This is a genomic window from Sphingomonas alpina (assembly GCF_014490665.1).
In the GTDB taxonomy this organism is placed as follows: domain Bacteria; phylum Pseudomonadota; class Alphaproteobacteria; order Sphingomonadales; family Sphingomonadaceae; genus Sphingomonas; species Sphingomonas alpina.
On record NZ_CP061038.1, the window covers coordinates 1424630 to 1450383 of the forward strand.

The 25754-nt window shown below is 62.8% G+C and carries 17 protein-coding genes; 8 read left to right on the forward strand and 9 right to left on the reverse strand.

Translation table 11 applies throughout. The annotated features are described in order from the left end of the window. Positions 1-11 precede the first annotated feature (11 nt). A complete protein-coding gene (locus H3Z74_RS06535; protein WP_187763129.1) occupies positions 12-1169 on the forward strand; it encodes an LLM class flavin-dependent oxidoreductase in 1158 nt (385 codons plus the stop codon). Between the two features lie 134 nt (positions 1170-1303). Continuing rightward, the gene (locus H3Z74_RS06540; RefSeq protein WP_187763130.1) at positions 1304-1651 is read left to right on the forward strand and encodes a hypothetical protein; all 348 of its coding nucleotides are present in this window, start codon (positions 1304-1306) and stop codon (positions 1649-1651) included. Between the two features lie 163 nt (positions 1652-1814). Here the strand turns inward: H3Z74_RS06540 and H3Z74_RS06545 are convergent, their stop codons facing one another. Further along, on the reverse strand, positions 1815-3740 hold the full coding sequence (locus H3Z74_RS06545; protein WP_229726931.1) for an alkaline phosphatase family protein: 1926 nt from the start codon (positions 3738-3740) through the stop codon (positions 1815-1817). Positions 3741-4042: 302 nt separating this feature from the next. Beyond that, positions 4043-5206, reverse strand: a complete 1164-nt coding sequence (locus H3Z74_RS06550) for a GGDEF domain-containing protein (RefSeq protein ID WP_187763131.1) — start codon at positions 5204-5206, stop codon at positions 4043-4045. Positions 5207-5359: 153 nt separating this feature from the next. Here H3Z74_RS06550 and H3Z74_RS06555 point away from each other — a divergent pair, with 153 nt between their 5' ends. After that, positions 5360-7288: a lipoxygenase family protein gene (locus H3Z74_RS06555; protein WP_187763132.1), complete on the forward strand. Its 1929-nt coding sequence runs from the start codon at positions 5360-5362 to the stop codon at positions 7286-7288. 541 nt (positions 7289-7829) lie between these two features. Beyond that, positions 7830-8039, forward strand: a complete 210-nt coding sequence (locus tag H3Z74_RS06560) for a cation transporter (protein WP_187763133.1) — start codon at positions 7830-7832, stop codon at positions 8037-8039. On the opposite strand, the gene H3Z74_RS06565 is transcribed toward H3Z74_RS06560, so the two are convergent. Beyond that, a complete protein-coding gene (locus H3Z74_RS06565; RefSeq protein ID WP_187763134.1) occupies positions 8036-9349 on the reverse strand; it encodes a hypothetical protein in 1314 nt (437 codons plus the stop codon). The two genes, H3Z74_RS06560 and H3Z74_RS06565, sit on opposite strands and share 4 nt — an antisense overlap. A 21-nt stretch (positions 9350-9370) precedes the next feature. Then, positions 9371-10207: a hypothetical protein gene (locus H3Z74_RS06570; protein WP_187763135.1), complete on the reverse strand. Its 837-nt coding sequence runs from the start codon at positions 10205-10207 to the stop codon at positions 9371-9373. Positions 10208-10466: 259 nt separating this feature from the next. On the opposite strand from H3Z74_RS06570, the gene H3Z74_RS06575 reads away from it, so the two are divergent. Next, on the forward strand, positions 10467-12047 hold the full coding sequence (locus H3Z74_RS06575) for a TIR domain-containing protein (protein ID WP_187763136.1): 1581 nt from the start codon (positions 10467-10469) through the stop codon (positions 12045-12047). Then, complete coding sequence (locus tag H3Z74_RS06580) at positions 12007-12732, forward strand: GIY-YIG nuclease family protein (RefSeq protein ID WP_229726932.1); 726 nt, start codon at positions 12007-12009, stop codon at positions 12730-12732. Before H3Z74_RS06575 ends, H3Z74_RS06580 begins: the two co-directional genes overlap by 41 nt. Positions 12733-13467: 735 nt before the next feature. Here H3Z74_RS06580 and H3Z74_RS06585 read toward each other — a convergent pair. From H3Z74_RS06585 to H3Z74_RS06605, 5 genes are all read right to left on the reverse strand, one after another. Further along, entirely contained in the window at positions 13468-15816 is a 2349-nt protein-coding gene (locus tag H3Z74_RS06585) for a TonB-dependent receptor (protein ID WP_229726933.1), read from the reverse strand. A 243-nt stretch (positions 15817-16059) separates the two neighbouring features. Then, on the reverse strand, positions 16060-18027 hold the full coding sequence (locus H3Z74_RS06590; protein WP_187763138.1) for an SUMF1/EgtB/PvdO family nonheme iron enzyme: 1968 nt from the start codon (positions 18025-18027) through the stop codon (positions 16060-16062). 55 nt (positions 18028-18082) lie between these two features. Continuing rightward, positions 18083-18934 (reverse strand): LysR family transcriptional regulator, encoded by an 852-nt coding sequence (locus H3Z74_RS06595; protein WP_229726934.1) that lies wholly within the window; start codon positions 18932-18934, stop codon positions 18083-18085. Positions 18935-18948: 14 nt separating this feature from the next. Next, a complete protein-coding gene (locus H3Z74_RS06600; protein WP_187763139.1) occupies positions 18949-21384 on the reverse strand; it encodes a sodium:solute symporter in 2436 nt (811 codons plus the stop codon). Then, positions 21381-22253, reverse strand: a complete 873-nt coding sequence (locus H3Z74_RS06605; protein ID WP_187763140.1) for an HpcH/HpaI aldolase/citrate lyase family protein — start codon at positions 22251-22253, stop codon at positions 21381-21383. Before H3Z74_RS06605 ends, H3Z74_RS06600 begins: the two co-directional genes overlap by 4 nt. A 289-nt stretch (positions 22254-22542) precedes the next feature. Here H3Z74_RS06605 and H3Z74_RS06610 point away from each other — a divergent pair, with 289 nt between their 5' ends. Beyond that, the gene (locus H3Z74_RS06610; RefSeq protein ID WP_187763141.1) at positions 22543-24738 is read left to right on the forward strand and encodes a TonB-dependent receptor; all 2196 of its coding nucleotides are present in this window, start codon (positions 22543-22545) and stop codon (positions 24736-24738) included. A gap of 13 nt (positions 24739-24751) precedes the next feature. Beyond that, on the forward strand, positions 24752-25753 hold the full coding sequence (locus H3Z74_RS06615) for a ribokinase (RefSeq protein ID WP_187763142.1): 1002 nt from the start codon (positions 24752-24754) through the stop codon (positions 25751-25753). Position 25754: the final 1 nt, after the last annotated feature.

Below are 25754 nucleotides of genomic sequence, written 5' to 3' on the forward strand. Positions count from 1 at the left end.
GAGAGGTTCCCATGACGATCGATTTCTACTGGCGACTGCCGACCCATGGCTGCCATGGCAGCATCCGCCACGGCGCCTATGACCGCGGCGACTGGTCGCCGCTTGGCGCGCACAATGTCGCGCCGGGCCTCGATCGCTACGGTGAGGATGACGGCTTTCGCTATATCGACCATCTCGCCGAGATCGCGAAGGCAGCGGAGAGCTCCGGTTTTATCGGCGGGCTGATCCCGTCCTTTCCCAATACCGATGATCCCTGGGTGATCTCGCCGCTGCTGGCGCGCGAGACCAGCAGCTTCCGCTTCATGATCGCGTTCCAGCCCGGCTTCCTCAATCCGGTGCACGCCGCGCGCATGGCGGCGAGCCTGCAACGCGCGACCGGCGGGCGCACCGTGTTCAACATCATCACCGGCGGTGGCGGGCCGGCGCAGCTCTGGTGGGGCGACGGCTTCAGCCATGACGATCGCTATGGTCGCACCACCGAGTTCCTCGATGTGTTCAAGGGCGTGTGGAGGGGCGGGGGCTTCTCCTATGACGGCCGCTTCTATCAGGTTGCGGATGGTGGCCTGTCGCCGCTGCTGGCGGCCGAGGAAATCCCCGAGATCTGGTTCTCCGGCTCGTCCGACGCCGCGCTCCAGTCGGCTTCGAAGCATGCCGATTATTACCTGTCCTGGCTCGAACCGTTCGACCAGCTGACCGACAAGTTCGCGCGCGTGAAGGAACGCACCGCTGCACTGGGCCGCGAACAGAAATGCGCGGTGCGCGTCGATCTCGTCGCGCGCGCAACCGAGGAGGAAGCCTGGCGCGATATTCGCGCGGGTTTCGAGAATCTCACCGAGGAACGCCGCGCGCAGGGGCGGGGCGGCCCGACGGATTCGGTCGGCGCGGCGCGCCAGCAGGCGCTGAAACCGAGCGAGGCGCGGCGCTATGACGAACTGATCATCGCGCCCAATCTATGGGGCGGCTTCAACCTACTGCGCGGCGGCCCGGCGCTCGGCATTGTCGGCAGCTATGAACAATGTGCAGCGAAGCTCGATGAACTGATCGCGCGTGGTACGGATGCCTTCATTCTCGCCGGCACGCCGCATCTCGAGGAAGCGTACCGGATCGGTGAGGAAGTGCTGCCGTTGCTTGGCCGCCAGGCGGAGGCATTGCTGCACGCGGCGGAATGATGGCGGCTTAGACAGAGACATCCGGTCCTATCTCTCCCCAATTTGGATCAATGTGCGTTGGAGTGATTGTCAATTTGGCGATAGCCACGGCCTCCTCTGCGAGACGGAGGAAACCAATGAGTTGGAGGCCACAGATGAGGCGGAAGTCCATTTTTGCGATGCTGGCTATGGTGTCGCTGTATTCGATACCCACACCGGCTCTCGCGCAATCCTATCCGGATGTCGACACATACGCATCGCAACAATGCGGTAACGGCCGGTGGGACTATCTGGGGTATGGGGATTACGACCAATGCTATGCCGCAGCTGTGAATTATTACTATCAACAAACCGGCGGTGGCGGCCCTGTCGGCGGTGATGGTGGCGGCGGCGGCGGCGGCAGCGGTGGCGGCACGTTCATAGGGGATATCCCCGGTTACAACGGTAACAATGGGTGCACCGCCAAAACTCGTTTGTGCGATTCCGGCCAGGATCCGTCATAATCGCGACATATCGGAGCGGTGATCAACTCAGTCGGGCGACACCGTTTGGTTTTTGGGCGGATAGCCGCTCCGCTATGACGTGCGCACAATTCATGAGCCGAGTTGGCTCGGAAACTGCCATCGGATCGCCGATCTTCGCCGGCTCCATGTGGCGAAACCGGCGCTATGTCGCGGCCAATTGCTTTGCCAGCTGAACTTTCGCCATCACCTGCGTCGTATGCGCTTCGGCATCAGCGAACGTCTCGAGCGATGGCGGCTTTGCCGTCGCGGCCTGTGCCATCGCGGCCGGAAAGCGCGCGGCGAGTTCGGCCTCGATCTTGCGCACGACCGACAGCGATCCGACCACATTGCCCGACCGCGGCAGCGGCCGGTCGGCGCGATCGACGGCCGGCCGGCTCGCCGGCGGCATCGGGTGAGGCAGATCGATGTGCAGATCACGCGGGGTGTCGCGCAGGCCGGATAGCGGCGACCTGGCGTGGCGGTCGCGGTCGGTCAGCGGATCGAGGCCCCATAGTTCCTCGACGAACTTGCATACCGAGGCATGGTCATAGGTCGTGTGATCGACCCCGGCATCGGCCAGCGGCGACACGATCATCGCCGGCACGCGCACGCCGAGCTTCGAGAAATCGAACTGATGCTGGTTGAGCCCGTAATCGGGATGGTCGCCCGGCGGGACGGCGTCCGGCGCAAGCACTGAATCATAGAAGCCACCATGTTCGTCATAGCAGACGATCAGCACGCTCGACTGCCACCAGGGCGACTGCTGGATTGCCTCGACCACCGCGGCAAGCAGCCGTTCGCCGCCATAAACGTCATCCATCGGATGCTGCGACGACCCGCCGGCATAGGTGTTGAAGTCGCCATAATTGGGTTCGATGAAGGTATAGGGATAGGGGTAAGGCTGCTGCAGGTCGGCGGCGAACCGGTCGAGCCCGTGGAAATCGAGGATCGACACGCCGTGCAGCGATCCGGCCTGCGGGATGCAGCCGAGCGGCGAACCGAGCTGCGGGTCATCGCTGTACAGACTATACCCGAACAGATCGCTGTCATGATAGAAACGATACGGGATCGCATGCTCGGCGAGCCGGTCGTAGATTGATCCATTCTTGTACCGGAATCCCTTCCAGAATTCCCACACCGCATTGCCGTGATGGATCGGACTATCGTCGAGCCCCGATGATGACGCGCCATGGACGAAGAAGCGATTGGGCCAGGTCGGGCCGGGCAGCGATGCGTGCCAATGATCGCACACCGACGACTGGGTGGCGATGGCATAGGTGACCGGCAATTGCTGTGGAGTGTCGAAACACGCCATGATGTCGCCGACCCGCGCCGGATCGGGCCGCTGATAGGGATATTCGCTGAACCCGGTCGCATAGCATTGCGCGAAGCCACTGTTGGTCATCGGCGGATAGGTCGGAACCTGACAGGTTTCGAGCGGGGGCGCCTTGGGGTGTTTCGCCGGCGCGGGGGGTTCGCCCGGCTGGTCCGAGGGCTGGCCGGTGACCTGTTCGAGCACGTCGCAGAATTCATGCCCCGGATCGGTGCTCATGCGCAGCGGTGCACCCTTGGTGACCGAGTATTTCGTATCGCCGGCCATGTTGAAATCGGCGGTCGTCGCGACGTGGAGCCCGGGAATGCCCGAAAAGGCGAAGACATGGTCGAACGAACGATTCTCGAGCATCAGCACGAAGACGTGACTGACCGGCTTGGGCGCGGCCGGGGTCAGCCGGGTCATCGCGTCGCTGGCGCCGCGCAGCAGGTCGAGCCGGTGGGGGCCTACGCGGAATGTGACTTCGGTGTCCTCCGTCTCCAGCCGGGACTCGATCCCCTTGCCGCCCGCCGCGCCGCCGGCATTGACATACAGCCCGGCCTGGCTGCCATTTGTCACCAGCACCATCACCGTCCAGCGATCGTCGGCGAACAGGCCGGGCCGAAACATCGCGGCCAGCGATCCCTTGGCTTCGCCGGGTGCGATCCGCCATTGCGCGCGCTGGGCGCCGAAATGATCGTTGGTGTGGAACAAGGTGACGATCGCGTCGCCGTCAAAGTCGTTGGCGACGCTGATATCGGCCGTGTTCGCGCTCATGATTCTGTCCCCCGGATAGCCCGGCAAGCGTGACAGCGGGCGTGGGTGAGTCAAGGTAGGCGCAGGGGATCTGACGCCGGCGTGCGCCCGGGATCGCGCTGTGGGGTGGTCGCTTCTACCGGCGTAGCGCATGGCAATGCGGGCTGGATGGGGCGGCTATGCGCCCTGATCTCAGCCGTTTAGGAGATCGGCAGCGACTCCGAAATCTGCCTTTCGTTCAACTGGTTCGCAAGCGGCTGCTCGGCGGCAAGGTGTCGTGGCTTTCGAGTGCGCTGATGGTGATCGGCCTGGCATAGCTGTTCTTATGCGACCCTGATCGGCTGTACCCGACCGTTGGAGCAAGTGGCGTTCGCGTTAGGTACTATCTGGATTCCCTTGGCAGCGTAGAGCGCATGGTCGGCTGCTTCGAACAGGCCCGAAATTGCGCTTGCGTCCTTGGGCCAATGCGCCACGCCCATACCGGCGCTGATCGGGATGCGATGCCCGCCTATGTCGCAGGGACGGGCCAATGCGCCGAGCAACCGATCGGCAATCACTTCACGCTTGATCGCCGATCGTGCCGGAACCAGCACGGCGAACTCGTCACCACCCATCCGCGCCACTTGGCCTTCTTGCCCGCATGCATCGAGCAGGCGCCGGGCCACTTCGCAGAGCAACTGGTCGCCGGTCGCGTGACCATAGCTGTCGTTGATCGGCTTGAAGCCATTCAGGTCGATCAGAGCGATTGAAAAGACCCGTCCGCTCTTCTCGGCCGTTGCGTGCTCTGCCTCGACCTGCAGGTCGAATGCGCGTCGATTGAGCAGACCGGTCAAGGGGTCCGTGCTGGCCTGTACGCGCATCTGCCGCTTGAGTTCGAGCAGGCTGACGAGATCCCGGTGACGCAGCACAATCATGCGCAACAGGAAGAAGGTCGCGACGGCCATGCTTACGCCGGCGGCAAGATCGAGCCGGTTGCCCGATGCGAGCAACAGTGCAGAGATCGGCAGCATGTCGATCGCGAGATTGAGCAGAGCCGCGCTGCGGACACTGGAAAGGCAGTAGGCGGTCGACAATGCGCCCATCGACAGAATCAGCGGATAATAGATCTTGGTATCGGCAGGCGCGCCGAGCCAGCTCACCACGCACCACGAACTGCACACCAATGCCAGCGCGCTCGACGACCAGGTCGATTGCCGGATCAGCTTGCGCGCGCGGCGCACGCTCGTCGAGATTTTAAGGTCGCGGCTCAAAGAGAGAAACCCGGCGAAGCAGGCACCGCCCATGATCGCCGGCAACCCGAAGCGAACGAACCATGGGGCGCCAGCCGAATAAGCATAAGCGGCTGTGGGCACCGTCAGGAACAATGCCAGGAACAGCATCCTGGATTGCACTTGGAGTTGCGCGGCCGTCATCAGCACGAATTCGTCGCGGATCGCTTCCGGCAGTGGCGGAAACAGTCGAATGCGGAGCTGCTGGACCAAATTCATCATAGGCCAAGGGCGTATCGGCGTGATCTCACTCTTTGGTTAACATGAGGAAGAATTATCGCCAGATCGGTACTAAGCCCCTGCGCTAAAAATCTTGTTAACCATCCCGGACTAGCAAGCCCTGCGACGGCAATGCCCGACAGGAGCCAATCGATGCAGCGTGCCCCCCTTGATCCCAGTCTTCCGCAGAACGACACGCCGACGCAACAGGCTGCACGCGCCGCGCAGCTCCAGGCGACGTGCAAGACCTATCAATGGACCACGGAGGTGCCGACGCTGCCTGGCGTCCCGCTGGTTGCGGCGTTGCCGTCGAACGAGACGCCCACGCTCGAATGGTGGATATTGCTGATCGGCATCGGCCTGGACATCGCGCGCAACGAGATCGCAGTGAAGCTGGCGGCGATTGGCCGCGGCGAGATCCTGATCCCTGAGATCGAGATTGCGGCGATGCTGGTGGAATGCGCGAAGATCGAGAGTTCGGTGGCGGCGATCAAGGCCAAGCTGGCCCAGGGCGGCGGCTCGATCGCCGGAGAGATCCATCTGCTGATCGAGGCGGTTGAGGAAGAGGCCCTGTTCGCCACGCTCAGGGATCATGTCGCCAGCCTGCGTGCGATGATCGAATTGAGCGATGCCGAGCGGTTGGCGATCGGGTCGCGCGCCCCGCGCTCGCTCGAAAGCTATCGCGACCTGTTCGCTACCATCGCGCTACCCGGCATCGCCTGGCAATTCATCGACGACACGGTTTTCGCACGGTTGCGCACGGCAGGACCCAATGCCGGGATGATCGCAGGCATTTCCGCCCTGCCGGCGAACTTTCCATTAGGCGCGGCGCAATATGCGTCGGTCGTCAATGGCGACACGCTGGACGCAGCGCTCGCCCAGGGGCGGATCTACATCTGCGACTATCGCGAGCTCGAGGTGCTCCAGCCCGGAATCTGGGAAGGCAAGGCGAAATTCGTCTATCGGCCGCTGGCGCTGTTTGCGGTGCCGCCCGGCGGGAGCTCACTGGTGCCGGTGGCGATCCAATGCGGTCAGGATCCGCTGGAAAATCCCATATTCCTGCCCACGCCGCGTGCCGACATGCAATGGGGCTGGGAAATGGCCAAGCAGGTCGTGCAGGTCGCCGACGGCAATTACCACGAATTGTTCGCGCACCTCGCGCGCACGCACCTCGTGATCGAGGCGGTCGCCGTCGCGACGCAACGCCATCTTGCCGCGATGCATCCGATCTGGGCACTGTTGCTGCCGCATTTCGAAGGCACGTTGTTCATCAACAACGCTGCCGCCACCTCGCTCATTGCCGCCAACGGGCCGATCGACCACATCTTCGGCGGCACGATCACCTCCAGCCAGCTCGCCGCGGCGGACGATCGCCTGGCCTTCGATTTTTCGCGGTCGATGCTGCCGGTCGATCTGGCCGCGCGCAAGGTCGCGGACAAGACGATGCTGCCCGATTACGCCTATCGCGACGACGCGCTGCTCGTCTGGCAGGCGATCCGCGAATGGGCGGACGGCTATGTCGCGCTCTATTATGCCGACGACGCGGCGGTGACCGGCGATACCGAACTCGCCGCGTGGGCGGCATCGATCGCAGGCGAGGGGCAGATATCCGGCTTCCCGGCAATCGCCACGCGCCATGCGCTCGTCGATGTCTGTACGATGGTGATCTTCACCGCGAGCGCGCAACATGCGGCGGTCAACTTCCCGCAGCGCACGATCATGGACTTCGCGCCCGCGGTGACCGGCGCTGGCTGGCTTGCTTCTCCCAACGCACAGGCGGGGAACGACAAGGCCGGCTGGCTCGCGGCGATGCCGCCGGTTTCGCTGGCGCTGGAACAGCTCAATACGCTCTATCTGCTCGGCTCGCTCCATTACCGGCCGCTGGGCGACTATCGTTGCCGGTCGTTTCCCTATCCGCAATGGTTCCAGGATCCGGCGGTGACCGGATCGGAGGGGCCCCTGCGGCGCTTTCAGGCAGTGCTGGCGCAGGTCGAGGAGCAGATCGTGGCGCGCAACGCCGGCCGCATGTTCCCCTATCCCTTCCTCCAGCCTAGCCTGATCCCGACCAGCACCAATATTTAAGGCTGCCTCCGCGCGTTTGCCTATATGCCCGATCTCGGCAGCTCGGCGGCTGGCGTTGACCATCCGCAACGCCCGGTCTGGTTGCGGTGTTCGTTCGGATCGTTGGTCGCGGGAAGTCTGGGGAGGCAATGTCATCGTCGTTTTCTGGCCTCGGAAAGGCCGGACTCTGCTGATTCAACACCGGTGTGACGCGTGGCAATGCGGGGCCGGACGGGGCGGCTGTGCGACCATTATAGCTGTTCGCCGACCAGATCGTTGATCCCGGAAGCTGCCGTTTTTCGAAATGCCGGCAGGCACGGCGAAAGTCCGAGCTTGGGACATTGCTGCCGTTCGCAGGATAATCTGGAAAGGCAGGTTTCCTGCCAATAGTTGCCGAAAGTTGTCCAGCTCAGCTTGTCGAATTGTCGAACCCCTTTGCATCTGGCTTGCCGCGTAGGAGCATGGGACTACAGCCGATCTCGGCGAAACCCCACTCTAAGGAGCAACGGTGAACACGATAATCGTAGGAACAGAAAAGACCTGACATAACCGCTGTGCTGCCATGAGCGCGCACGCTCCCAAGCTCACCCTCTATACTGCCCTCGCTGCTAACGCGGGCATAGCGGTCGCGAAATTGTCGGGCGCGGCATATACTGGCTCGTCGGCCATGGTGTCTGAAGGCATCCACAGTTTAGTCGATACAGTCAATCAGCTCCTGTTATTGTATGGGTTGCGAGACGCCAATAGCCTAGGGCGACGCTCACCACGCTAGGGGTACACGCGGTCGGGAAACCCACGTTCGCCGTAGTCTGTATATTGCCCGGTATAGCCGATAACGTGGAAGATGATGGTGTGGAGCAATCTGTAGATACGATGAAGCTGGTCGACGCGCTTCTGAAAGCTGTCCCGTTCGACGTCTGCCGCGCTTGATTTTCGGGTATGCACGGCTGAGTTTCGTGCCTTTGTCCACGTCTTGATGTCATCCTCGATGAGCCAACCACCTGGCACTAGGCTCATCATGCGATCTCTCGGTCGGATAGCGCTCAGCTGACCGATTAGACCCACGATACGTTGCCGATTGCCTGCAGATATGCCCTTGTCGTCCATCCAAACCGTCGTGGCCTTCTTAAAGTCTTCCAATTCGGTTGCCAACGCTGACGGTGCCAATTCTATTAGGCCGGTCAGGCCCTCCACGGCGACGCAAATCCCGATGAGCCACCCGTCGATCGAGCTCTCGCTCGAGCGACGTACCAGCGAGAGAAAGCTCGACGGCGCGCTCCGGATGTCTTCGTCGGGAGCATCTGCCAGATATTGCAGGTAACTCTGCAATAGTTCGCCCAGTTGCTTGCTGTGCAGGCAGGTGTTCGTTGCCAGCGGCGGGTAGGCTGGTACGCGACGGATGTCTGGCCGGGCCCCGCTGAGCGAAAGCGTTCGGCACGACGACACGACCTCATCGACGATAGCCGGGTTGAGCGACTGACCAACCACAAACTGCATCGCCTCGATCAAACGCCGTTCGAACCCTGGTGGGAACGGCAAATCGTACTTCGCTACGACCTTTATCTGCTCGCCCGTAAGATCCTCAAATGTGACGTGCAGATCAGTATCATTGATCTTGATCGCGTGTGGCCCGCCGATCAGACCTTCCCAGTCGCGCTTGTCCTGTTCGAAAAAGTATAGCGCCAGGATCGACGCTGTATTCCGCGTGGACTCTTGCCTGCGCAGCGTTTTGGGAACCGCCCGGATCGTCCCTGAGGCCGTCGGCAGCGAGATCGAGTGATAGGTCAAGATCCGGCCGAGATCCCAAGCAGCGCTGGCGGGATCGGTTGCCGTGGCGAGATGGTAATTGTCTTCTGGCACGAGGGCGCCGGCTTCCGAACTCATCGATCGGTTGATCATATCGATCATGGGCTGAAGCTCGCTGAAGGCGACATGACATTTGAGTTCGATGTCGCCTCTCGCATTCTGACGAAGGCTTCCTGGCCCCTGCATTCGGCGATCGCCCGCGACCATCTCGATGCGCGGCATATCGATCTCAAAATCGCCGCGGCGGAAGGCCTCTATCGTTTCATCGAACGTCATTTGGGCTCCAGAACAGGCCGGTCATTCGGTTGCAAGGGCGTTCGGGCGCCCGAACCGACGGGCACCTTGTGAAGCTTTTCTCGTCGCCGGATCAGCGACCTCGCCGAGCTCATTGCGCCATTCAATTCTTTCAAGCGTCTGCGTCATCTCAACGGCGAGTCCGTTGAAGTAGCGGCCTTGGTCGAACACCATTCCGATCTGGCGCGGCGTATCGCGCGTGTACAGGGCGGCGAGCTGCGGGGGGCCTCCGGAAAGAGGGTCATCTCCAGATCTGATCGCATCGCAGAACGAGGCGAGGAGCGCTCTGCTTAGTCCCGCAGCATCCGATTGCTCCCATCGATCACGGTGAGCCTTTGCCGCCGACTTCCCCGAACCAAATGAACCGATGATGTCGGTGCTGGTGGGTATCGGCACCTCGTGAGCTTGCGTCGTGCGAGCGGTGGCGTCGAACTGCATGTTCCACGCGCGGAACGACGTGTTTGGCCAGGGCTGGTCCCGGAACAGATGATGGATCGTGAAATCCAGCGTCGGGGTGTTGACTGCGCTCGCAATGGCGCGCTTCACGGTCTCGAAGATCAGCGCCTGTCGCTCCTGCGCGGTTGCGATCGGCTCGAACAGTATCTCGGCGTCGATCGCGCTTACGATCTGTCCCAGGATCAATGCGGGGAGCACGACATCTCCGCAGAATCCAAAAAGATGGGGTTCGGTTCTCGTGGCGAATATTTTGCGTCCGGCTTCCCAGCGCTTATCGGCAGAACCCCATGTAATCTTGCTGTCCGACACCAAATGGACGGCTCGCGGCAGGTGCGGCGCTTCACCGGTATCCGAATACGAAATCCAGGACATCAACGTCGTCATCAGGTCTAAGGCCCCTGCTGCATCTTTGACTTCGAACGAGGGGGCGGCCAGCCCTTCGGTCGGCCGCCCCAAGAACCTTAGTCGTCGTAATAGCGAGAATCGTCCACCTCGCCGGTTGTAGCGAAGCTGGGACTCGAATAGCCAGTCCTGCCGGCGACCCGGTCGGAGGTCACCACGGATTCAACCGCAATAGAGTCGCCGTGGAAAGCGCGGTCTTGGTCGTTTTCGCCGTTCAGATGGCCGTTGACGGTGGCGATCAGTGCATCGTCGCCGTGCTAGCCGTAGAGACAGCAACCCAACCCTGAATGTCGAGAGGATCAGCCTGCGGCGGGGATCCGCATTGCCGCTTCGCGATAGCTGTGCAGGCGACGGCCCCAGTATCTCGGTCATCGCTCGTATTAGTGGTTCGACTATCGCAATTAGTTATATTGCCAGCATGGCAAATCACGAGCATCCGACCATCAACGATTTCCTCGCCCGGCTCTACACGATCCGCGACGATGCCGGCGCCCGGGCGAAGGCGGAGGCGAACGCGATCTCGACGCGCAACGCCGCGCGGGGCTTGCTCCGATCAGGAGCTACGCTGAAGGCAATGGCCGAGCTGATCGAGAAGGAGTTCGATGCGGCCCTTAGCGAGATGCTGGCGACGCTCCGCCATATCAAGTCGGTGCCGGACATCGACTATCAGGCCTGCCGGGATCAGGCGTTCCTGCGGGCACGCGACCTTCTTCCCGTGCTGCGCGGCGCAGCCGAGCTGGATAAATGGATCGACATGATGGGGCGCGGCACGGCCGGAGATGTCATCAACAAGCGCGTAGAGGCTCTGCTTCCCAAGATCGATTACCGCTTCCGGCAATTCGATGTCGGCCTGGATCAGGTCGGGGTTGCGAAAGCTGAGCCGGCGTCACCAGCGGCGTCGGCAGCGTCACGCGGGCTACCGGCTGACCCGCCAGTCGCCGCACAGATCGAACATGACCTCCGCCCGTATCAGGTGGCGCTGTCGTTCGCGGGTGAGCAGCGCGAGTATGTGCGCGACGTTGCCCGCGCTCTCGCTGCCCGCCACGTCGCCGTCTTCTATGATGAGTTCGAGGCCAATACCCTGTGGGGCAAGGATGGCGCGGAGCACTTCCACCAGATCTACTCGCGCGGCACCCAGTATGTGGTGATGTTCATCTCGGCCGAGTACGTCGCAAAAGCATGGACTCGCCAGGAGCGGCGCTCGGCGATCAGCCGTCAGATGAAGGACGAGGCCGAATATATCCTTCCTGTCCGCTTCGACGACACGGCGGTGCCTGGGCTCCCCGATACGATCCAATACCTCTCGGCGGGACGCTACACACCGGCTGCGCTCGCGGTCGAAATTGCGAACAAGGTCGGGGTCGGACCGACGTCGGGCAAGGCGTCCGACGTGCCTCCGCCTACGTCCGGGGCCATGTCTGGTGAGGTGACGTTCGACTACGGCGCGTTCAACGGCCGGTACGTCATCGGCACCGACGCGACGGCATTCGAGACCCAGTGGAGCAAGGGAAGCGAAACCAGTATCCATCTCTACAACGACCCCCAATCGATCCATGGTATCGCCGTTGCGCGCGGGGCGACCGCCATCGAGCAGATCACCGATGCGTCGGCTTATGACTTCACCTCCCGCTCGCGCACCCTCCAGACCGGTGAAATTGCAGTCCTTCGCAATACCAACGGCTTCTTCGCGGCGGTCCAGATCCTTGGAGTCGATGACGACACGCGGGGGGCTCCAAGTGATGCGCTGACCATGCGGTATTTGATCCTTCCCGGAGGGGAGCATGATTTCAGTGCGCGGATTGGCGCGGCGACGATGGCCTGAGCGGATGAGCGGAGGATCACAGGTTTCGGCAGCACGCCCATCGCCTGCCGAAACCGTCGCCGGCATGACGACGAAAGCCGATAAAATCCGCGCGCTCGCGCTCGCTGGGTATCTGCGGACCGAAATCGCGACCCACCTCGACATCCGATATCAGCATGTCCGTCAGGTTCTTGAGCGATCGGGGATCGATCTCGGCCGATCACGAGGCGACCCCGCTGGCGCTGCGCCGGCAACACGAAAGGCGGTGGTAAAAGCTGTCACATCGACGGTGATGGTGGCTCCACCCTATCCGGTGGAGCGGCTGATCGAGGCCGGGTTCTCGCGGCTCGGCCAATGGGCGCTGGTCAGCGATGATGCCTTTGAGCTTGATTGCATCGTTCCGGCCGACCCTGGGGTCTATGTCTTCGTCGTCGACAGTGTCATCCGGTATATCGGCCTGACCCAGCGCGGCTTGCGCGGGCGCATGGGGCACTATGTCCGAGGTCACAGCCGTCAGCGCACGAGCGCGCGGGTGAAAGGCTTGATCCTTGCCGCCCTTGGCGCTGGCAGCCGCGTTGAAATCCTGATCGCAACCCCCGAAGCCACGGAATGGCGTGGGCTTCCAGTGTTGACGGCCCCCGGCCTTGAGGCCGGACTTATCCGCATGATCCAGCCCGAATGGAACATGCAGGGGATCCGGGCCTGATCCGACGATCCGAAAACAGACCCGTTTGACGAGGACTCTTAGGAACATAAGAGGAGCAAGTGCTTCTCTTTGACGGATGCCCACCACGCCGTCTTTTTCTGACGGTCTGCTTCAAGGCGTCCAATCGGCAGCTTCTGTAAGGAGCGGACGTTCATAGTTGCGCATGCGAACGACCGGCTTTGGTCGACACCAGCCGGTCCACCCGGACCCGCTGAACGACGGCTATCCATTATTGGCCGCCCGAACCCGCCTGTCGCCTAACGGCCCATAAACGGGCATTCCGATAGATCGCCGGCCCAAGGCGCCTGGAATGACCACTAACCGCCACAGCCAGACAAATTGGGGAGTACTCATCGCCCTTTTTGGCCCCGGAAAGGCTCACCTCGGCCGATTCAACCCCGTCGCGGCACATGGCAGTACAGGCCGGACGAGCCGCCCCGCGCGTCCCGCCACGCTCTTTCTAAATTTGAAGATTGTCGAATTTTCGACCGGTGAATCCGGTCGGAAAACAGCCGGCGGCCATCGCTGTTCCCTGGCTGATACCTGGCTGTTCGGTGGCTGTTATGCTGGCTGTTCCATGGCTGTTATTGCGGAACAGCCAGCCCCTCATTAAGCTATTGAAAGATCATCGAAAATGACCGGCCAAAATCCAACATAACAGCCAGCAAAAAATAGTTTCGCGAATAACAGCGAATAACAGCCAGCACATCGCGCGCGAAATCCGGCTGCTCCCGGCTAGAATCGCACGATCAGCGATGCGCCATAGGTGCGCGGGTCGGCCCAGCTCACCGTGTCGCCATTGATCGCGGCGGCGGGATTGTTCTGCGGCAGCGAGTGGTTGCGATAGTCGGTGTCGAGGAAGTTGTTCACATAGGCCGACAGCGTGAAGCGATCGTTGGACGGGGTATAGCTGATCCGGGCATTGGCGATGGTATAGCCCGGCTGGGTCAGGATCGGGCGGTTTACCGTGTCCTGCGGCGTGATGTAGTAATATTGCAGCGAGGTGTAGCGCGCATCCGCCGCCAGATCGACGCTGCCGCTCCCGCCCAGCGGGATGGTGTAGGTCGCGCTACCGTTCAGCGTCAGTTTCGGCGCGCGCACGAACCGTGCGCCGGACAGGTTGAGCCCACCGTTCAGAACCTGCAGCTCATCATATTTGGTGTCGAGAATGCCGACCGCGCCGCTCAGCGTCAGCCGCTCGATCGGGCGTGCTTCCAACTCGATCTCCGCGCCGTTGACATGCGCTTTCCTGGCGTTCTGCAGATAGGAGACCGTCGCGCCGCCGACGGCGCCGGGATTGGGCCCCACCACGTTGATCTGCACATCGTCATAACCATAATGGAAGAGCGTCGCGTTGAAGGTGAGACGGCGATCGAACCATTGCGATTTATAGCCGAGCTCGAACGCATCGAGCTTCTCCGGTGCCACCGCGACCAACGCGACGGGCAGTGTCGCTGCGGTATTGAACCCGCCCGATTTCACGCCATGCGAGAATTTGAAGTAGAGCAGCTGATCGGTTGCGATGGTCCATGACGGCGTCACCTCATAGGTGAAGGCGTCCCAGGTCTTGTTGAAATTGCCGGAGAAGGTGCCCGGGCCGCCGAAGCTGCCGGTGTAGGAATCCCACCAGCGCGCATAATTGCTCCATGAGGCAGAGAGAGCATTGGGCGAGGCGCTACGGTCGAAGTCGAGCGTCTTGGTTTCGCGTGTCCAGCGCGCGCCTAGCGTCAGCTTCAGCGCATCGGTGAAGTTGAACGTCGCGCTGCCGAACGCCGCCCCGCTCTCCGCCTTATGGTTATAGGCGGTGAGGCTGTAGGCCTGGAGGGCCGTACCGCCAGACAGGGCCGGCACCGACCCGGCCGGCAGCGTTGCCGAATAAGCGTTCGAGACGATCTTCTCGTTGAAATAATACAGGCCCAGGATCCAGTTCAGCCGGTCCGCCTGGGGCGAGGTGAGGCGCAACTCCTGCGTCCATTGCTGGCTGCGCGCCTGGGTATAGGACCGCGAGATTTCCAGCGGGGTATAATCGCTGTCGCCCGCGCCGCGCGTCTTGAAGCGTTCATAGCCGGTGATCGAGGTTAGGGAGAGATCGCCGATCGACCCGTCGAGATGCAGCGAGCCACCGAATTGCGTGTTGCGGCTATATTCCGGGGCGTTGATGCTGATCTCGTCCTTGACGGTCGACGGGGCATAGCCGTTGCGGAGCACGCCATTGGCGGCGTAGCTGGCGGTCGTCCAATAGGCGCCATCGGTCTTGTAGTCGCGGTAATGCAGGCTGAGCAGTGCTTCGAAATTCGCTGCGGGCGCGAACAGCAGCTGCCCGCGCAGGACATTGTCGGTGACGCCGTTCGACTTCTCGCCGGTGAACACATTGGTGTAGCGCCCGTCGCGATCATCGACATGGAAGGAGATGCGAGTCGCCAGCACATCCGGCACCAGCACTGCGCCGACGCCGCCCTCGACGATCTTGCTGTCATAGCTGCCATAGTCGAGCTTGACGTAATTATCGTCCTTGCCGCCGCTGAGCGAGGGGCGCTTGGAGATCACGTTGATCGCGCCGCCGGTGGTGTTCTTGCCCCACAAAGTCCCTTGCGGCCCGCGCAGCACCTCGACCCGCTCGATATCGAACAGCGGCAGGCCGGTGGCGCTCGCATTGCTGATATAGACGTCGTCGAGATAGAAGCCGACCGGATTGGCCAGGTCGAGTTGTTGCTGGCCCGCGCCCACGCCGCGAATCCACCAGCGCGGTCGGCCATGCTGCTGTGTCCCGGCAGAGGCATTGGGCACGAGATTGAGCACTTCGTTCGCCGAACGACCAATGCCGCCGATCTTGAACGTATCGCTGCCGAGCGCAGTGATCGCGGTCGGCACATTCTGCAGGCGCTCCTCGCGCCGCTGCGCCGTGACCACGATGTCTGCGCTCTCGGCGGGGAGGGCCGCTTCATTGTCTTCGGGTGCGCCCTCCGGAGCGGTTGCGGCTGGTGAAGCAAAGGCAGGCGATGCGAACAGGGGCGCAGCCAGCGCCAGTGCCAGCAGGCTGGCGTGCGAGAGCAGCTGGACGGGCTTTCGGTTCGTGAAGTGCAACAAAGAGGAATCCCCCGCTCAATGGCGGCGCGGTTGCGCCGGTGATCGTCACGGTGGGATAAGCAAGCGATGTGCCAGCGGGTCTAAGTGTCGGAACTATCGCCATTTTGGTTCAATCTGGCGGTTTTGCAGGCAAGCGACACGGCGCTCGACTGGTGGGAACGCAGCATTCCGGGGACCATCCTGCTGCATCAGCAGCAGCGAGGCCCGATCGGACCACCCGGTCGGGTCCGCCGTCAGTACTCAAGGCAGATCGGCGGCGCAGCGAAAGCCGATATGGGGGGAGCGGTTCAAACCCGCGCCGCATTGCAGCAGCTTCACTGCATAATCGGGCGCGCGCAGGCCCGATTCCACATACCAGTCGGACGGACTCGGGAGCGGTTCGCAGCCGCCCTTTAGGATGTGGAACCGGCTGCGCCCGTCATTATGCTCGCTTTCGGTAAGCTCCCATAGCTGGGGCCGACTGCGCTCGATCAGCCCGGAAAGCCCGGCGATCTGCCACTCGTCCTCGGTCGGTAACCGCAGGCCGGCCCATGCCGCATAGGCTCTGGCATCGGCCAGTTCGACACAAGCGACCGGCAACTCCTCGCTGCCCGGCGCCGGAGCGCCGTTTCTAAAGTGCATGAGGAATCGCTCGGGGCGGACCGGTTGGTAGGAGGTGGCGGCGAGAAAGGCTGCGAACTGCCTGTTGCTCACTTCTCGTCGCGCGATTGCGAAGCGGCTGGCCCCGATATGACGGGTCACCTGTGCGGTCTGGTGCAGCCGCGGCGGCAGGGGCTTCCATTCGTCGATGAACGGGGCCTCACCATAGAGCCCGGTTTCACGCAGGCGATGGGTCATGGTGAGATCGCCACCCTGCCAGTCGACGGCGATCATTCCCTGTGGCACGACCTTGTGTGCCGTGCGTGGATGCCCGACGCGGACCGCAATTCGCTGCGGGAATGTGGATGAGGGCGTGACTGATGACCGTGCCGGCTGCTCGACCGCGCCTGCATCACGGGCAACCGCCGCGATCGCACCCGATGCAAGCGCGCCGCCGACCGCCACCTTGCCGTCGCCGCATGCCGTTACGCGCAGGCGCGTCCCCGAAACGAGATCGACAAAGTCATCGTGCGCCGCGCCATCGACCACCAGCCAGTTGCCGTCATGATCGGCACCGCGATTGACGATGCTCCACAGCGGCTCGCGATTATGTTCCCAGCGCGATGCGAAGATCGCGGGTGCATCGGCGGCATGGTCGGCGAGTGGCGTCCAGTCTTCGGTCACGAACCAGTCGGCATGGCTCCGATAGACCCGACGCATGGCGCGAAGCGTTTCGCGATCCCGCTCGGTCCAGCCGACCCAGACGCCGAAGACGATTTCCCAGACCAGCACGCCAGTCCCATTGAGCCAGGCGGAATGGAGTTCGTCGACATGGCTGCGGTTCCAGCGCCTGATATGGTGCAGTTCGTGCCGGCGTTCGAGCCATTTGGTGCGCAACACGCCCGGCACCGGACTATCGGCGAACCATTGTCCCCATGACATGGGCTGATCCGCCACGCGGTCCAGCGGCACGCGCGATTCCCCCTCCAGCGTCAGTGTGGGATCGATCGAGTCGAGCGCGGCGCGCAACGCGGTGCTGCCTTCCTTGCTGCTGTCGAGAAAGACGCCGTCGACACCGAGCTTGCCGACCAGCCCCATCACTGTGCCGATCGCCTCTTCGCCGCTGCCGGTTTCCCAGGGATAGTAGCTGAGATAGACCCGCACGCCGCGCCGCTGGAACGCCGCGACCACATCCGGCAGCTCGGGCACATCCTCGAAAAAGGCGAAGTGATTGCGTTCGTCGATGCCCAGCACCGGATAGGCATTCCATAACGTCACGCCGTCAAAGCCGCCGAATTCGGCCTCTGCCGTGTCGAGATAGCGATCCACCGTGAACACGCCGCACGCATGATCGTAGAGCAATTCGTCCCACAACCACGCGATGTTCATGACTCGCGCCAGCCGACGCGGATCGGCATAGCGGTGCGGGTCATAAGCAATTCTCCGACGGGTTTCGCTGCGCCAGCGGGTCAGCGCCGCGCGCCAGGCCGGCCAATCCGCCGGGTCGTCGGGTGCCGCGAAAATCTTGGCCTCGTCGAGCACCGAAAGATCGGCATCCGGCGCAAGCGGTACGGTCACGGGCAAGTCGATCGGCCGCGGCACATAGGGATTGAAGTCCAGGGAAAACATGAGCGCCTTTTGCGATTGGGAGATGATCGTCAGTCCCGGAGCGATGAACAGATGCTCACGGAGAAGGGGGAGGGGCGCAGGCCGCCGCGCTCTCTTCCAGGAGCACGCTGACCAGGCCCATGCGGATCGTGGCGCGCGACCAGACGATGCCGATGCGGCGGGCGACGCAGGGTGTGGGCAAGGGCAGTCGCACCAGGTCGAGGCCCTCGGGCCATGGCGCGGCCCAGTCGGGGACCAACGACACGCCGAGCCCACGATTGACCATCACCGCGATCGGATTCAGCGCGTTGAGTTCGAACCGTTCTTGCGGCCTGATGCCGGCCTGGCGCAGATATTCCTCCGCGCGGCGCCCGCCCCACTGGTTGCGATCATATCGGATCAGCGGCTCGTTTTCGAGCAGGTCATGCGGGTGGCGATGGGCAAGGTGCCGGGGGGCGAGGAGGATCAGCAATTCCTCGCGCAGCATCGTCCAGTCGCACGTCTTGGGCAGCAGATACGGCGCCTCCAGCACGAACGCCGCGTCCAGGTTTCCCGCCTCGACCTCGGCATAAAGCTGCGACGAATTGCCGGACTGGATATGGACGTTGACCTGCGGGCATTTGCCGCTCACGCGTGCCAGTATCTCCGGGAGCATCCCGACCAGTGCCGTGGTGCAAGCGCCCAGCCGCAGCTCGCCGCTGAGTTCGTCGCCATTGGCGATCCGGCGCAGATCATCCGCGTCGCGGAGCAACTGGCGCGCCTGATTCAGGATTCGCCCGCCCGGCTCGGTCATGCGAACGGTACGGCCGACCCGGACGATCAGCGGCGCGCCAAGCTCGCGCTCGAGCGCGTGAAGCTGTTGCGCGATCGCGGACGGGCTGATGTTCAGCGTCCGTGCCGCCGCTGCCATCGATCCATGATCGACCACCGCGACGAACGTTTTCAGGAAGTTGATGTCGATCGCTCCGCCTCCCGGTTCGCCGCGTTCCGATCGCGCCTGGCGAAAATCGTCAGGCCTTCGAGCGAACCCTGTGGCGGCGGAAAGAACAGGCTCGCGGCATAACCAACCACGATCGACATCACGATCGCAATGGCCAGATAGAAATAGGGGTGCACCAAGCCGAGGGCCCAGGCACCCAGCGTCACCAGCGAGGCGGTTACGATGCCGATCGCAACCCCCTGCCAATTGGCGCGACGGGTGAACATGCCGAGCGTATAGGCTCCTGCGCAGCTTCCTCCCAACAGGCCGAACAGCTCGATCGTGAGGTCGAGCAGCGAATGAATGTCGAGCGTCGAAAGGATGATCGCGATGCCGATGCCGACCAGGCCGATGACGACCGTCATCCACTCGGCGAAGCGCACGGTCTTTTTCGACGTCGGATCCTTGGTGAACTTCTCGTAGAAATCGACCGACAGCAATGTCGCAACGCTGTTGATGGTGCCCGACAGCGAGCCCATCGCCGCGGCGAACAATCCGGCGATGATCATGCCGGTCACGCCGTGCGGCAGTTCGGTGCCGATAAAGGCGGGAAACACCGCGTCGATCGGCAACAGCGGATCGAGCCGACCCGGATTGGCGCGGTAATAGGCAAATAGAACCGTGCCCATGAGGTAGAAGATGAACCCCCCAGGCAGCAGCACCGCGCCAAACAGCCAGATCGAGCGGCTCGCCTGCTTGGCGGACGATGTCGACAGCGCGCGCTGCATCAACACCTGATCCTTGGGGAAGGTCAGCACGGTGTCGAACAGGATCAGGATGATAAATCCCCAGATCGTCGGCTGGGTGAAATCGAAGCTGACATTCACCAGATGCGCTTTGTCGAACTGCATGGCAGTCTCATAGATCGGCATGATGCCAAGCGAATGAACGATGAAGCCGATCGCGAAGATCGCCCCGCCCATCAGTACGATCACCTGGAAGAAGTCGGTCCACACCACCGCCCGCATCCCGCCAAGCGCGGTGTAGATGATGGTACAGATGCCCAGGATCAGGATGCACAGCGCCACATTCGTGCCGGTGATCGTGCCGATCGCGAGCGCGGGAAGGAACAGAACGATTCCCATCCTGCCGCCGACGTGCATCAGGATGCTGAGCGCGCTGACCAGCATGCGGATCGCCGGGTGAAACCTCAGCTCCAGATAATTGTACACCGACACCAGGTTCAATCGCCGGAAGATCGGTATGACCCAGATCGCGACGAAGATGAGGCCCGCGACCGTGACGATCTTGGACATCATATATTCCCAGTTCGTGTCGAACGCCTTGGCCGGAATCGCGAGATAGCTGATCGAACTGGTGTTGACGGCGAACATGCTGACCCCCGCCGCCCAGAAGGGAATCGTGCGGCTGCCCAGGAAGAATTCGGAGGCTGAGCCATGTTTCGAGCGACGGTAGAAATAGAAGCCGACCGACAGCATCGCGACCATGTAAAGGCCGATAACAGCCCAATCCAGGAGGTCGAGCGGGCGGCGTTTCAGCTCGAGCTCGGCCGTGGCGAAGTCGAGGCGATTGCCGCGCTGCCAGGCTGAGAGCAGTCCATTACCGAACGGAAGGGTGGCGATCACACCGCCCGCCTGGCGATGTCCGAGCCGCGCCCAGGCATCGGTGATCATGTTGTAGCTGTAGAGGCCCGCGCTGCCCTGAGCCTCGCTCAGCAGATAAAGCATATTGGCCTGGCTGATGGGGCGCCCCGATCCTGCTATGACAGGGCCGGGCGCCGGTGCCCGCGTCTGCCAGCCGCTTTTCGCGGTCCAGCGCATCTGGCGACGGCCATTGTCGAGAGTAAGGAATATCCCGGCCCCCTGCGAAACCAGCGCGGTCGGCGTACCGTTGCCGGGCCAGGCCGGCTGTTCCACCCAGCCTTGCGATCCGTCCGACAAGGTCAGCCGAAGGAGTCGCGATGCCCCATCGTCGGCCACACCGGCCATCAATAACGCGCTGCCCTGAATCGCGCCCTGTGCCGAGGAAAGCGCGACGGGAAGTGGCGGCAGTAACTTTCCGCGCAATGCGTTACCGTCCAACTGGAGCAGGGCGGCCCGATCCGTTCGGCGCTCAGCCGAGCCGCCCAGCAGCAGCACTGTGCGATGTCCGTCGGTGATACTGCCCGTGATCTGCGGGTCAGGGCCGAGCTGGCGTCGGTCGAGCACCGTCCAGCCGCTCCTGTCGGCCTTCAATATATGCGCCGATCCATGCTGGATGACCACCGGTCGACCGCCTACCGCCACGAGCACCATAGGCGCCTTGTCGCTCGACAGCGTGGGGAGGGGCGCACCATGTACCGAAGATGCTTCCTCCGCTGCCCAGGCCGGCGCGGCATGCATCAGCAACAGCAAGCCGATGGCAAACCAGCGGCCGATTGCATGTATGATGGCGATCATCGCCTGTTCTCCGCGGCATCGCTGTTGGCCAGCACGGCACGCGCATGGGCGATCATCGGCTGGTCGATCATGCGACCGTCAAGCAAGAAGGCGCCCTTGCCCTCGCTGGCCGCCCTTTGCGCCGCGGCGACGATGCGCCGAGCTGCGGCGAGGTCGGTATCGGGTCGGTCGAACACCATGTTGGCGATCCCGACCTGCTTGGGATGAACGCAGCTTTTGCCGAGAAAGCCGAGACCCCTTGCGAGTTCCGCCTCGCGCCGAAAGCCATCCTCATCGCCAAGGTCGGCATAAGCGCTGTCATACGCGAAGCAGCTGGCCTGAGCGCTCGCCAAGCGGATGGTCCAAAGTGGGGGGTGGATGTGACGAAGGTCGGTGCGGTCGATCTCGAGCGGCTCGAACAGGTCGTTCAGCCCGGCCTGAAGACCCGCAACAATTGGATGCGCGCAAGCGATCTCCGCGGCATGGGCGAGCGCTCGCGGTGTCTCGATATTGACCAGGAGGCCGGTCGGTTCGGTCCGGCCGCTGCTGCATCCGGCCGTATCAATCGCAGCCGCAGCCGCCTGCACATCGGATGCGCGCTCTGCCTTGGGCAGGTTTATGAAATCCACGCCAGCCACAGCGATGGCAGCGATGTCGTCTGCGAAATGGGGTGAGGCGAGGGCGTTCACCCGCACGATGATCCGCTTGCCCGACTCGCTCTGGCGGGCATGATCCGAGGCGAGGAACTCGATGAGCCGTGCACGTGCCTGCACCTTGCCGCCTTCCGGGACCGAATCCTCAAGGTCGAACGAGATTGCGTCCGCGTCGCCGGCCAGCGCCTTGGCAAAGAATTCTGGGCGCGAGCATGGAACGAACAGCTTGCTGCGCATGGACCGGTCCCCTTTTCTCCCCACGCTCTGGCGGCAGGGTGCAGGCTTCTGATAGCGCCGGACACCGCGCTTGGCCGCTGTCTTCATACCACAGTAAATCTTGGGTCTGAGGTGATGCGCCATCGGCGCGACACATCGGTCGCGTGCAGGTGACTTGAGGGTTGGCTAAAGGACGGCATGACCGGAAACCACAAAAGCTGACGTCTGAACGCAGCACTGGACCGATTTTATCGCGCCGTCCGCCGCCATTATTATTGGGGCAGAAAATAACCGACAAGGGAGGGGAGAAATGAGCAACTTTGCTCGCGTGACGCTGGGGTCATTGTTACTGAGCTCGATGTCTGCCGGCGCTTACGCCCAGCAGACTGCGCCTGCGGCCGCCGAGCCGGCGCCTGCGCAGGATGCGACCGTAGCCGACGCGCCGGATGAGGGTGGAGCCGACGTCATTGTGACGGCAACGCGTACGGCCAAGGCTGTCGACCGGATTCCGGGGGCGATCACGATCATCTCACCGGCCGAAGTCCAGCGGACATTGGCGCTCACCGAAGATGCGACGGCGGTGCTGGCGCGCATCGTGCCGGGCTATTCCGAATCGAACCAGTCGCTGAACACGCTTGGCGAAACCATGCGGGGGCGTACCGCGCTTTATCTGTTCGACGGCATCCCGCAAAGCACGCCGCTGCGCGATGGTAGCCGCAACGCGACCTTCACCGACATGTCGACGGTCCAGCGGATCGAAGTGATCGGCGGCGCGTCCGCGGCCGAGGGCATCGGCGCGGCCGGTGGCATCATCAACTATATCTCAAAGCGCGCGACCGAAACGGGCCTGCATTTCGGCGCGACCGGCCGTATCGGCAGCCAGTTCCGCGATGACAGCGAAGTGTGGAAGATCGGTGGCACCGTCGCGTACAAGCAGGACGGGTTCGACGCGTTCCTCGCGGCGGCTTATGTCGATCGCGGCATTACCTACGACGCAAGAGGTCGCCGTATCGGCCTGAGCATTTCGAGCTCACTTGCGGATTCCACGCAGCGCAATGTCTTTGCGAAGATAGGCACCAATTTCGGAGAGGGTGACACGCAACGCCTTGAGCTTGTCGGCAGCTATTTCAGGCTCGCGAGCAAGGGCAATTATCATTACGTTGCGGGCAGCCGGGCACTCGGCATCCCCGATACCGCTGAGGCCGGTCCGCCACTCGGCACGGGCGGCGTGTCACTCGCCGGAACCGAATTCAACGATTTCAAGCAAGTGGCCCTCAACTACAGCAACACCGACCTGTTCGGCGGCAGCCTGGTCGCGACCGGTTATTGGGCGCGACAGGCGATGCGCTTCCCCGGCGACAACAGCGCCGATCGCCAGGATCCGGCGATCGCGCCGATCGGCCAGCTGGTCGATCAATCCGAAATCCTGTCGAAGAAATATGGCTTGCGCACCTCCTGGTCGCGGCCCGATTTTCTGCTCAAGGGGCTCGAACTGCGCATCGGAATCGATGCCGTGCATGACAATACGCAGCAGTTGCTGGCGCTCACCAACCGCATCTGGGTGCCGCCTTTGGATTATACCAGCTTCGGTCCTTACGCCCAGCTGTCCTACGATATCGGCCCGGTGACGCTGACCGGTGGCCTGCGCCATGAGGACGGCAAGGTGAAGGTCGACGACTACACCACGACCTATTTCCGCAACGGCGTGGCGGTGAAGGGCGGTACGCTGAAGTACAAGAACGATCTGCTCAACGCCGGCGCGATCTGGCGCATCGGCAGCGGCTTCTCGGTATTCGGATCGTATAATGAGGGCTTCACCTTGCCGAATGTCGGCATTCCGCTGCGCAACGTGAACGTGCCGGGCAAGACGGTCGAGGGGCTGCTCGATCTGAAGGCGGTGATCTTCGAGAGTCGCGAGGCCGGGTTCAACTGGCGCGGCCGGTGGGGCAGCGTCGGCGCGTCCTATTATGTGTCGAAATCGCAACTGGGTTCGACGCTGGCGATCGATCCCGTCACGCGCGACTATATCCTGAACCGGCGGCCGATCCGCATCGAAGGCATCGACTTCACGGCCGAGGTCCGTCCGACTTCGACCCTCAAGCTGACCGCGCTCTATTCGCACGTCAAGGGAACCACGACGGCCGCCAACAACATCACGTCCCCGCTCGACGTGACGCTCGGCACGGTGAATATCAGTCCCGACAAGATCAATGGGGCAGTGGAATGGCGGTTCGTGCCGAACGGTTCGGTGACGCTGGGAGCGAGTTCGATCCTCAGCCGTCATATCAACGAGGGCAAGGGGACTCTCGAGGAGCGCACCCGTGGGTACACGCTGTTCGACCTGACGGTGAACTACAAATTGGAGAAGATCGGGACATTTGCGCTGGGCGTCGAGAATCTGACCAACCGATTCTATTTCCTGTCCTCGTCGCAGGTCGACATCTTCCAGAATTATTTCGCGGGACGTGGGCGGACAGTATCGCTGACCCTCCACCGCGATTTCTGACGATGGACGCCGGATGACGATAGCCAAACCCCATGGCGCGGTGCTGGTCGCCGGGTCCGCCAATGTCGACTTCCTCGTCCGTGCGCCGCATATCCCGGCGCCGGGCGAGACGGTGCTCGGCGGCGATCTCACGGTTCTGCCGGGCGGTAAAGGCGCGAACCAGGCCGTGGCGTGCGCGCGCGCCGGTGGTGCCGCAACCGCGATGCTGGTCGCGCTCGGCGACGACCTGTTCGCGCCGCTGATCGAGCAATCCCTGCAGGGAGCCGGGATCGCATTGCACATCGTGCGATCCCCGCGCCCGACCGGGGCGGCGCTGATTTGCGTCTCGGACGATGCCGAGAATGCGATTACGGTCGCGCCCGGCGCCAATATGGCTTTGGTGCCGGACGACCTTCCCGGCCTTGCCGGGGTGGACAGCCTCGTCCTGCAACTCGAAACCCCGCTTTCGACGGTCATCGCGTTCGCGAAAACTGCCCGGGCAGAAGGTGTGCGGGTTATTCTCAACGCCGCACCGGCACGGGCACTGCCCGCCGAGCTGCTCGGGGCGGTCGACATCCTGATCGCCAATCAGGAGGAGCTGGCCATGATAACCGGCCGGGGCGGAACGATCGCGGACCAGCTCAAGTCGGTCGGCGTGCCATATGTTGTAGCAACATTGGGCGCCCATGGTTGCTGCGCGTTCGCTGACGGCGCCTATTGGTTGCAGCCCGCGTTTCAGGTCACGCCGGTCGATACGACCGCGGCCGGCGATACCTTTTGCGGCGTGCTCGCCGCTGCCCTGTCGATGGGCGCCGTCTTGCCCGACGCATTGCTACGGGCCAGCGCGGCTGGCGCGCTTGCGACCACCCGGCTGGGCGCACAATCAAGCGTACCGGTACGCGCCGAAGTCGATGCGCTGATCGCGTCGTCCGCCCGGGACGAAACGGGGCTCGCTCGGCTCGCTCTTTATTGCGGCGTAACTGCCGACCATGCCGTCGGACAGCCCGGCGGCGCCCTTCAGGATCACGACCACTGAA

What these genes read in the sequence shown, in the direction of transcription:
- H3Z74_RS06580 (WP_229726932.1), top strand. Translation starts at nt 12,007, where the DNA reads ATGATTTCAGTGCGCGGATTGGCGCGGCGACGATGGCCTGAGCGGATG.
- H3Z74_RS06565 (WP_187763134.1), bottom strand. Translation starts at nt 9,349, where the DNA reads ATGACGTTCGATGAAACGATAGAGGCCTTCCGCCGCGGCGATTTTGAG.
- H3Z74_RS06545 (WP_229726931.1), bottom strand. Translation starts at nt 3,740, where the DNA reads ATGAGCGCGAACACGGCCGATATCAGCGTCGCCAACGACTTTGACGGC.
- H3Z74_RS06610 (WP_187763141.1), top strand. Translation starts at nt 22,543, where the DNA reads ATGAGCAACTTTGCTCGCGTGACGCTGGGGTCATTGTTACTGAGCTCG.
- H3Z74_RS06550 (WP_187763131.1), bottom strand. Translation starts at nt 5,206, where the DNA reads ATGAATTTGGTCCAGCAGCTCCGCATTCGACTGTTTCCGCCACTGCCG.
- H3Z74_RS06605 (WP_187763140.1), bottom strand. Translation starts at nt 22,253, where the DNA reads ATGCGCAGCAAGCTGTTCGTTCCATGCTCGCGCCCAGAATTCTTTGCC.
- H3Z74_RS06615 (WP_187763142.1), top strand. Translation starts at nt 24,752, where the DNA reads ATGACGATAGCCAAACCCCATGGCGCGGTGCTGGTCGCCGGGTCCGCC.
- H3Z74_RS06540 (WP_187763130.1), top strand. Translation starts at nt 1,304, where the DNA reads ATGAGGCGGAAGTCCATTTTTGCGATGCTGGCTATGGTGTCGCTGTAT.
- H3Z74_RS06570 (WP_187763135.1), bottom strand. Translation starts at nt 10,207, where the DNA reads ATGACGACGTTGATGTCCTGGATTTCGTATTCGGATACCGGTGAAGCG.
- H3Z74_RS06590 (WP_187763138.1), bottom strand. Translation starts at nt 18,027, where the DNA reads ATGTTTTCCCTGGACTTCAATCCCTATGTGCCGCGGCCGATCGACTTG.
- H3Z74_RS06555 (WP_187763132.1), top strand. Translation starts at nt 5,360, where the DNA reads ATGCAGCGTGCCCCCCTTGATCCCAGTCTTCCGCAGAACGACACGCCG.
- H3Z74_RS06600 (WP_187763139.1), bottom strand. Translation starts at nt 21,384, where the DNA reads ATGATCGCCATCATACATGCAATCGGCCGCTGGTTTGCCATCGGCTTG.
- H3Z74_RS06535 (WP_187763129.1), top strand. Translation starts at nt 12, where the DNA reads ATGACGATCGATTTCTACTGGCGACTGCCGACCCATGGCTGCCATGGC.
- H3Z74_RS06560 (WP_187763133.1), top strand. Translation starts at nt 7,830, where the DNA reads ATGAGCGCGCACGCTCCCAAGCTCACCCTCTATACTGCCCTCGCTGCT.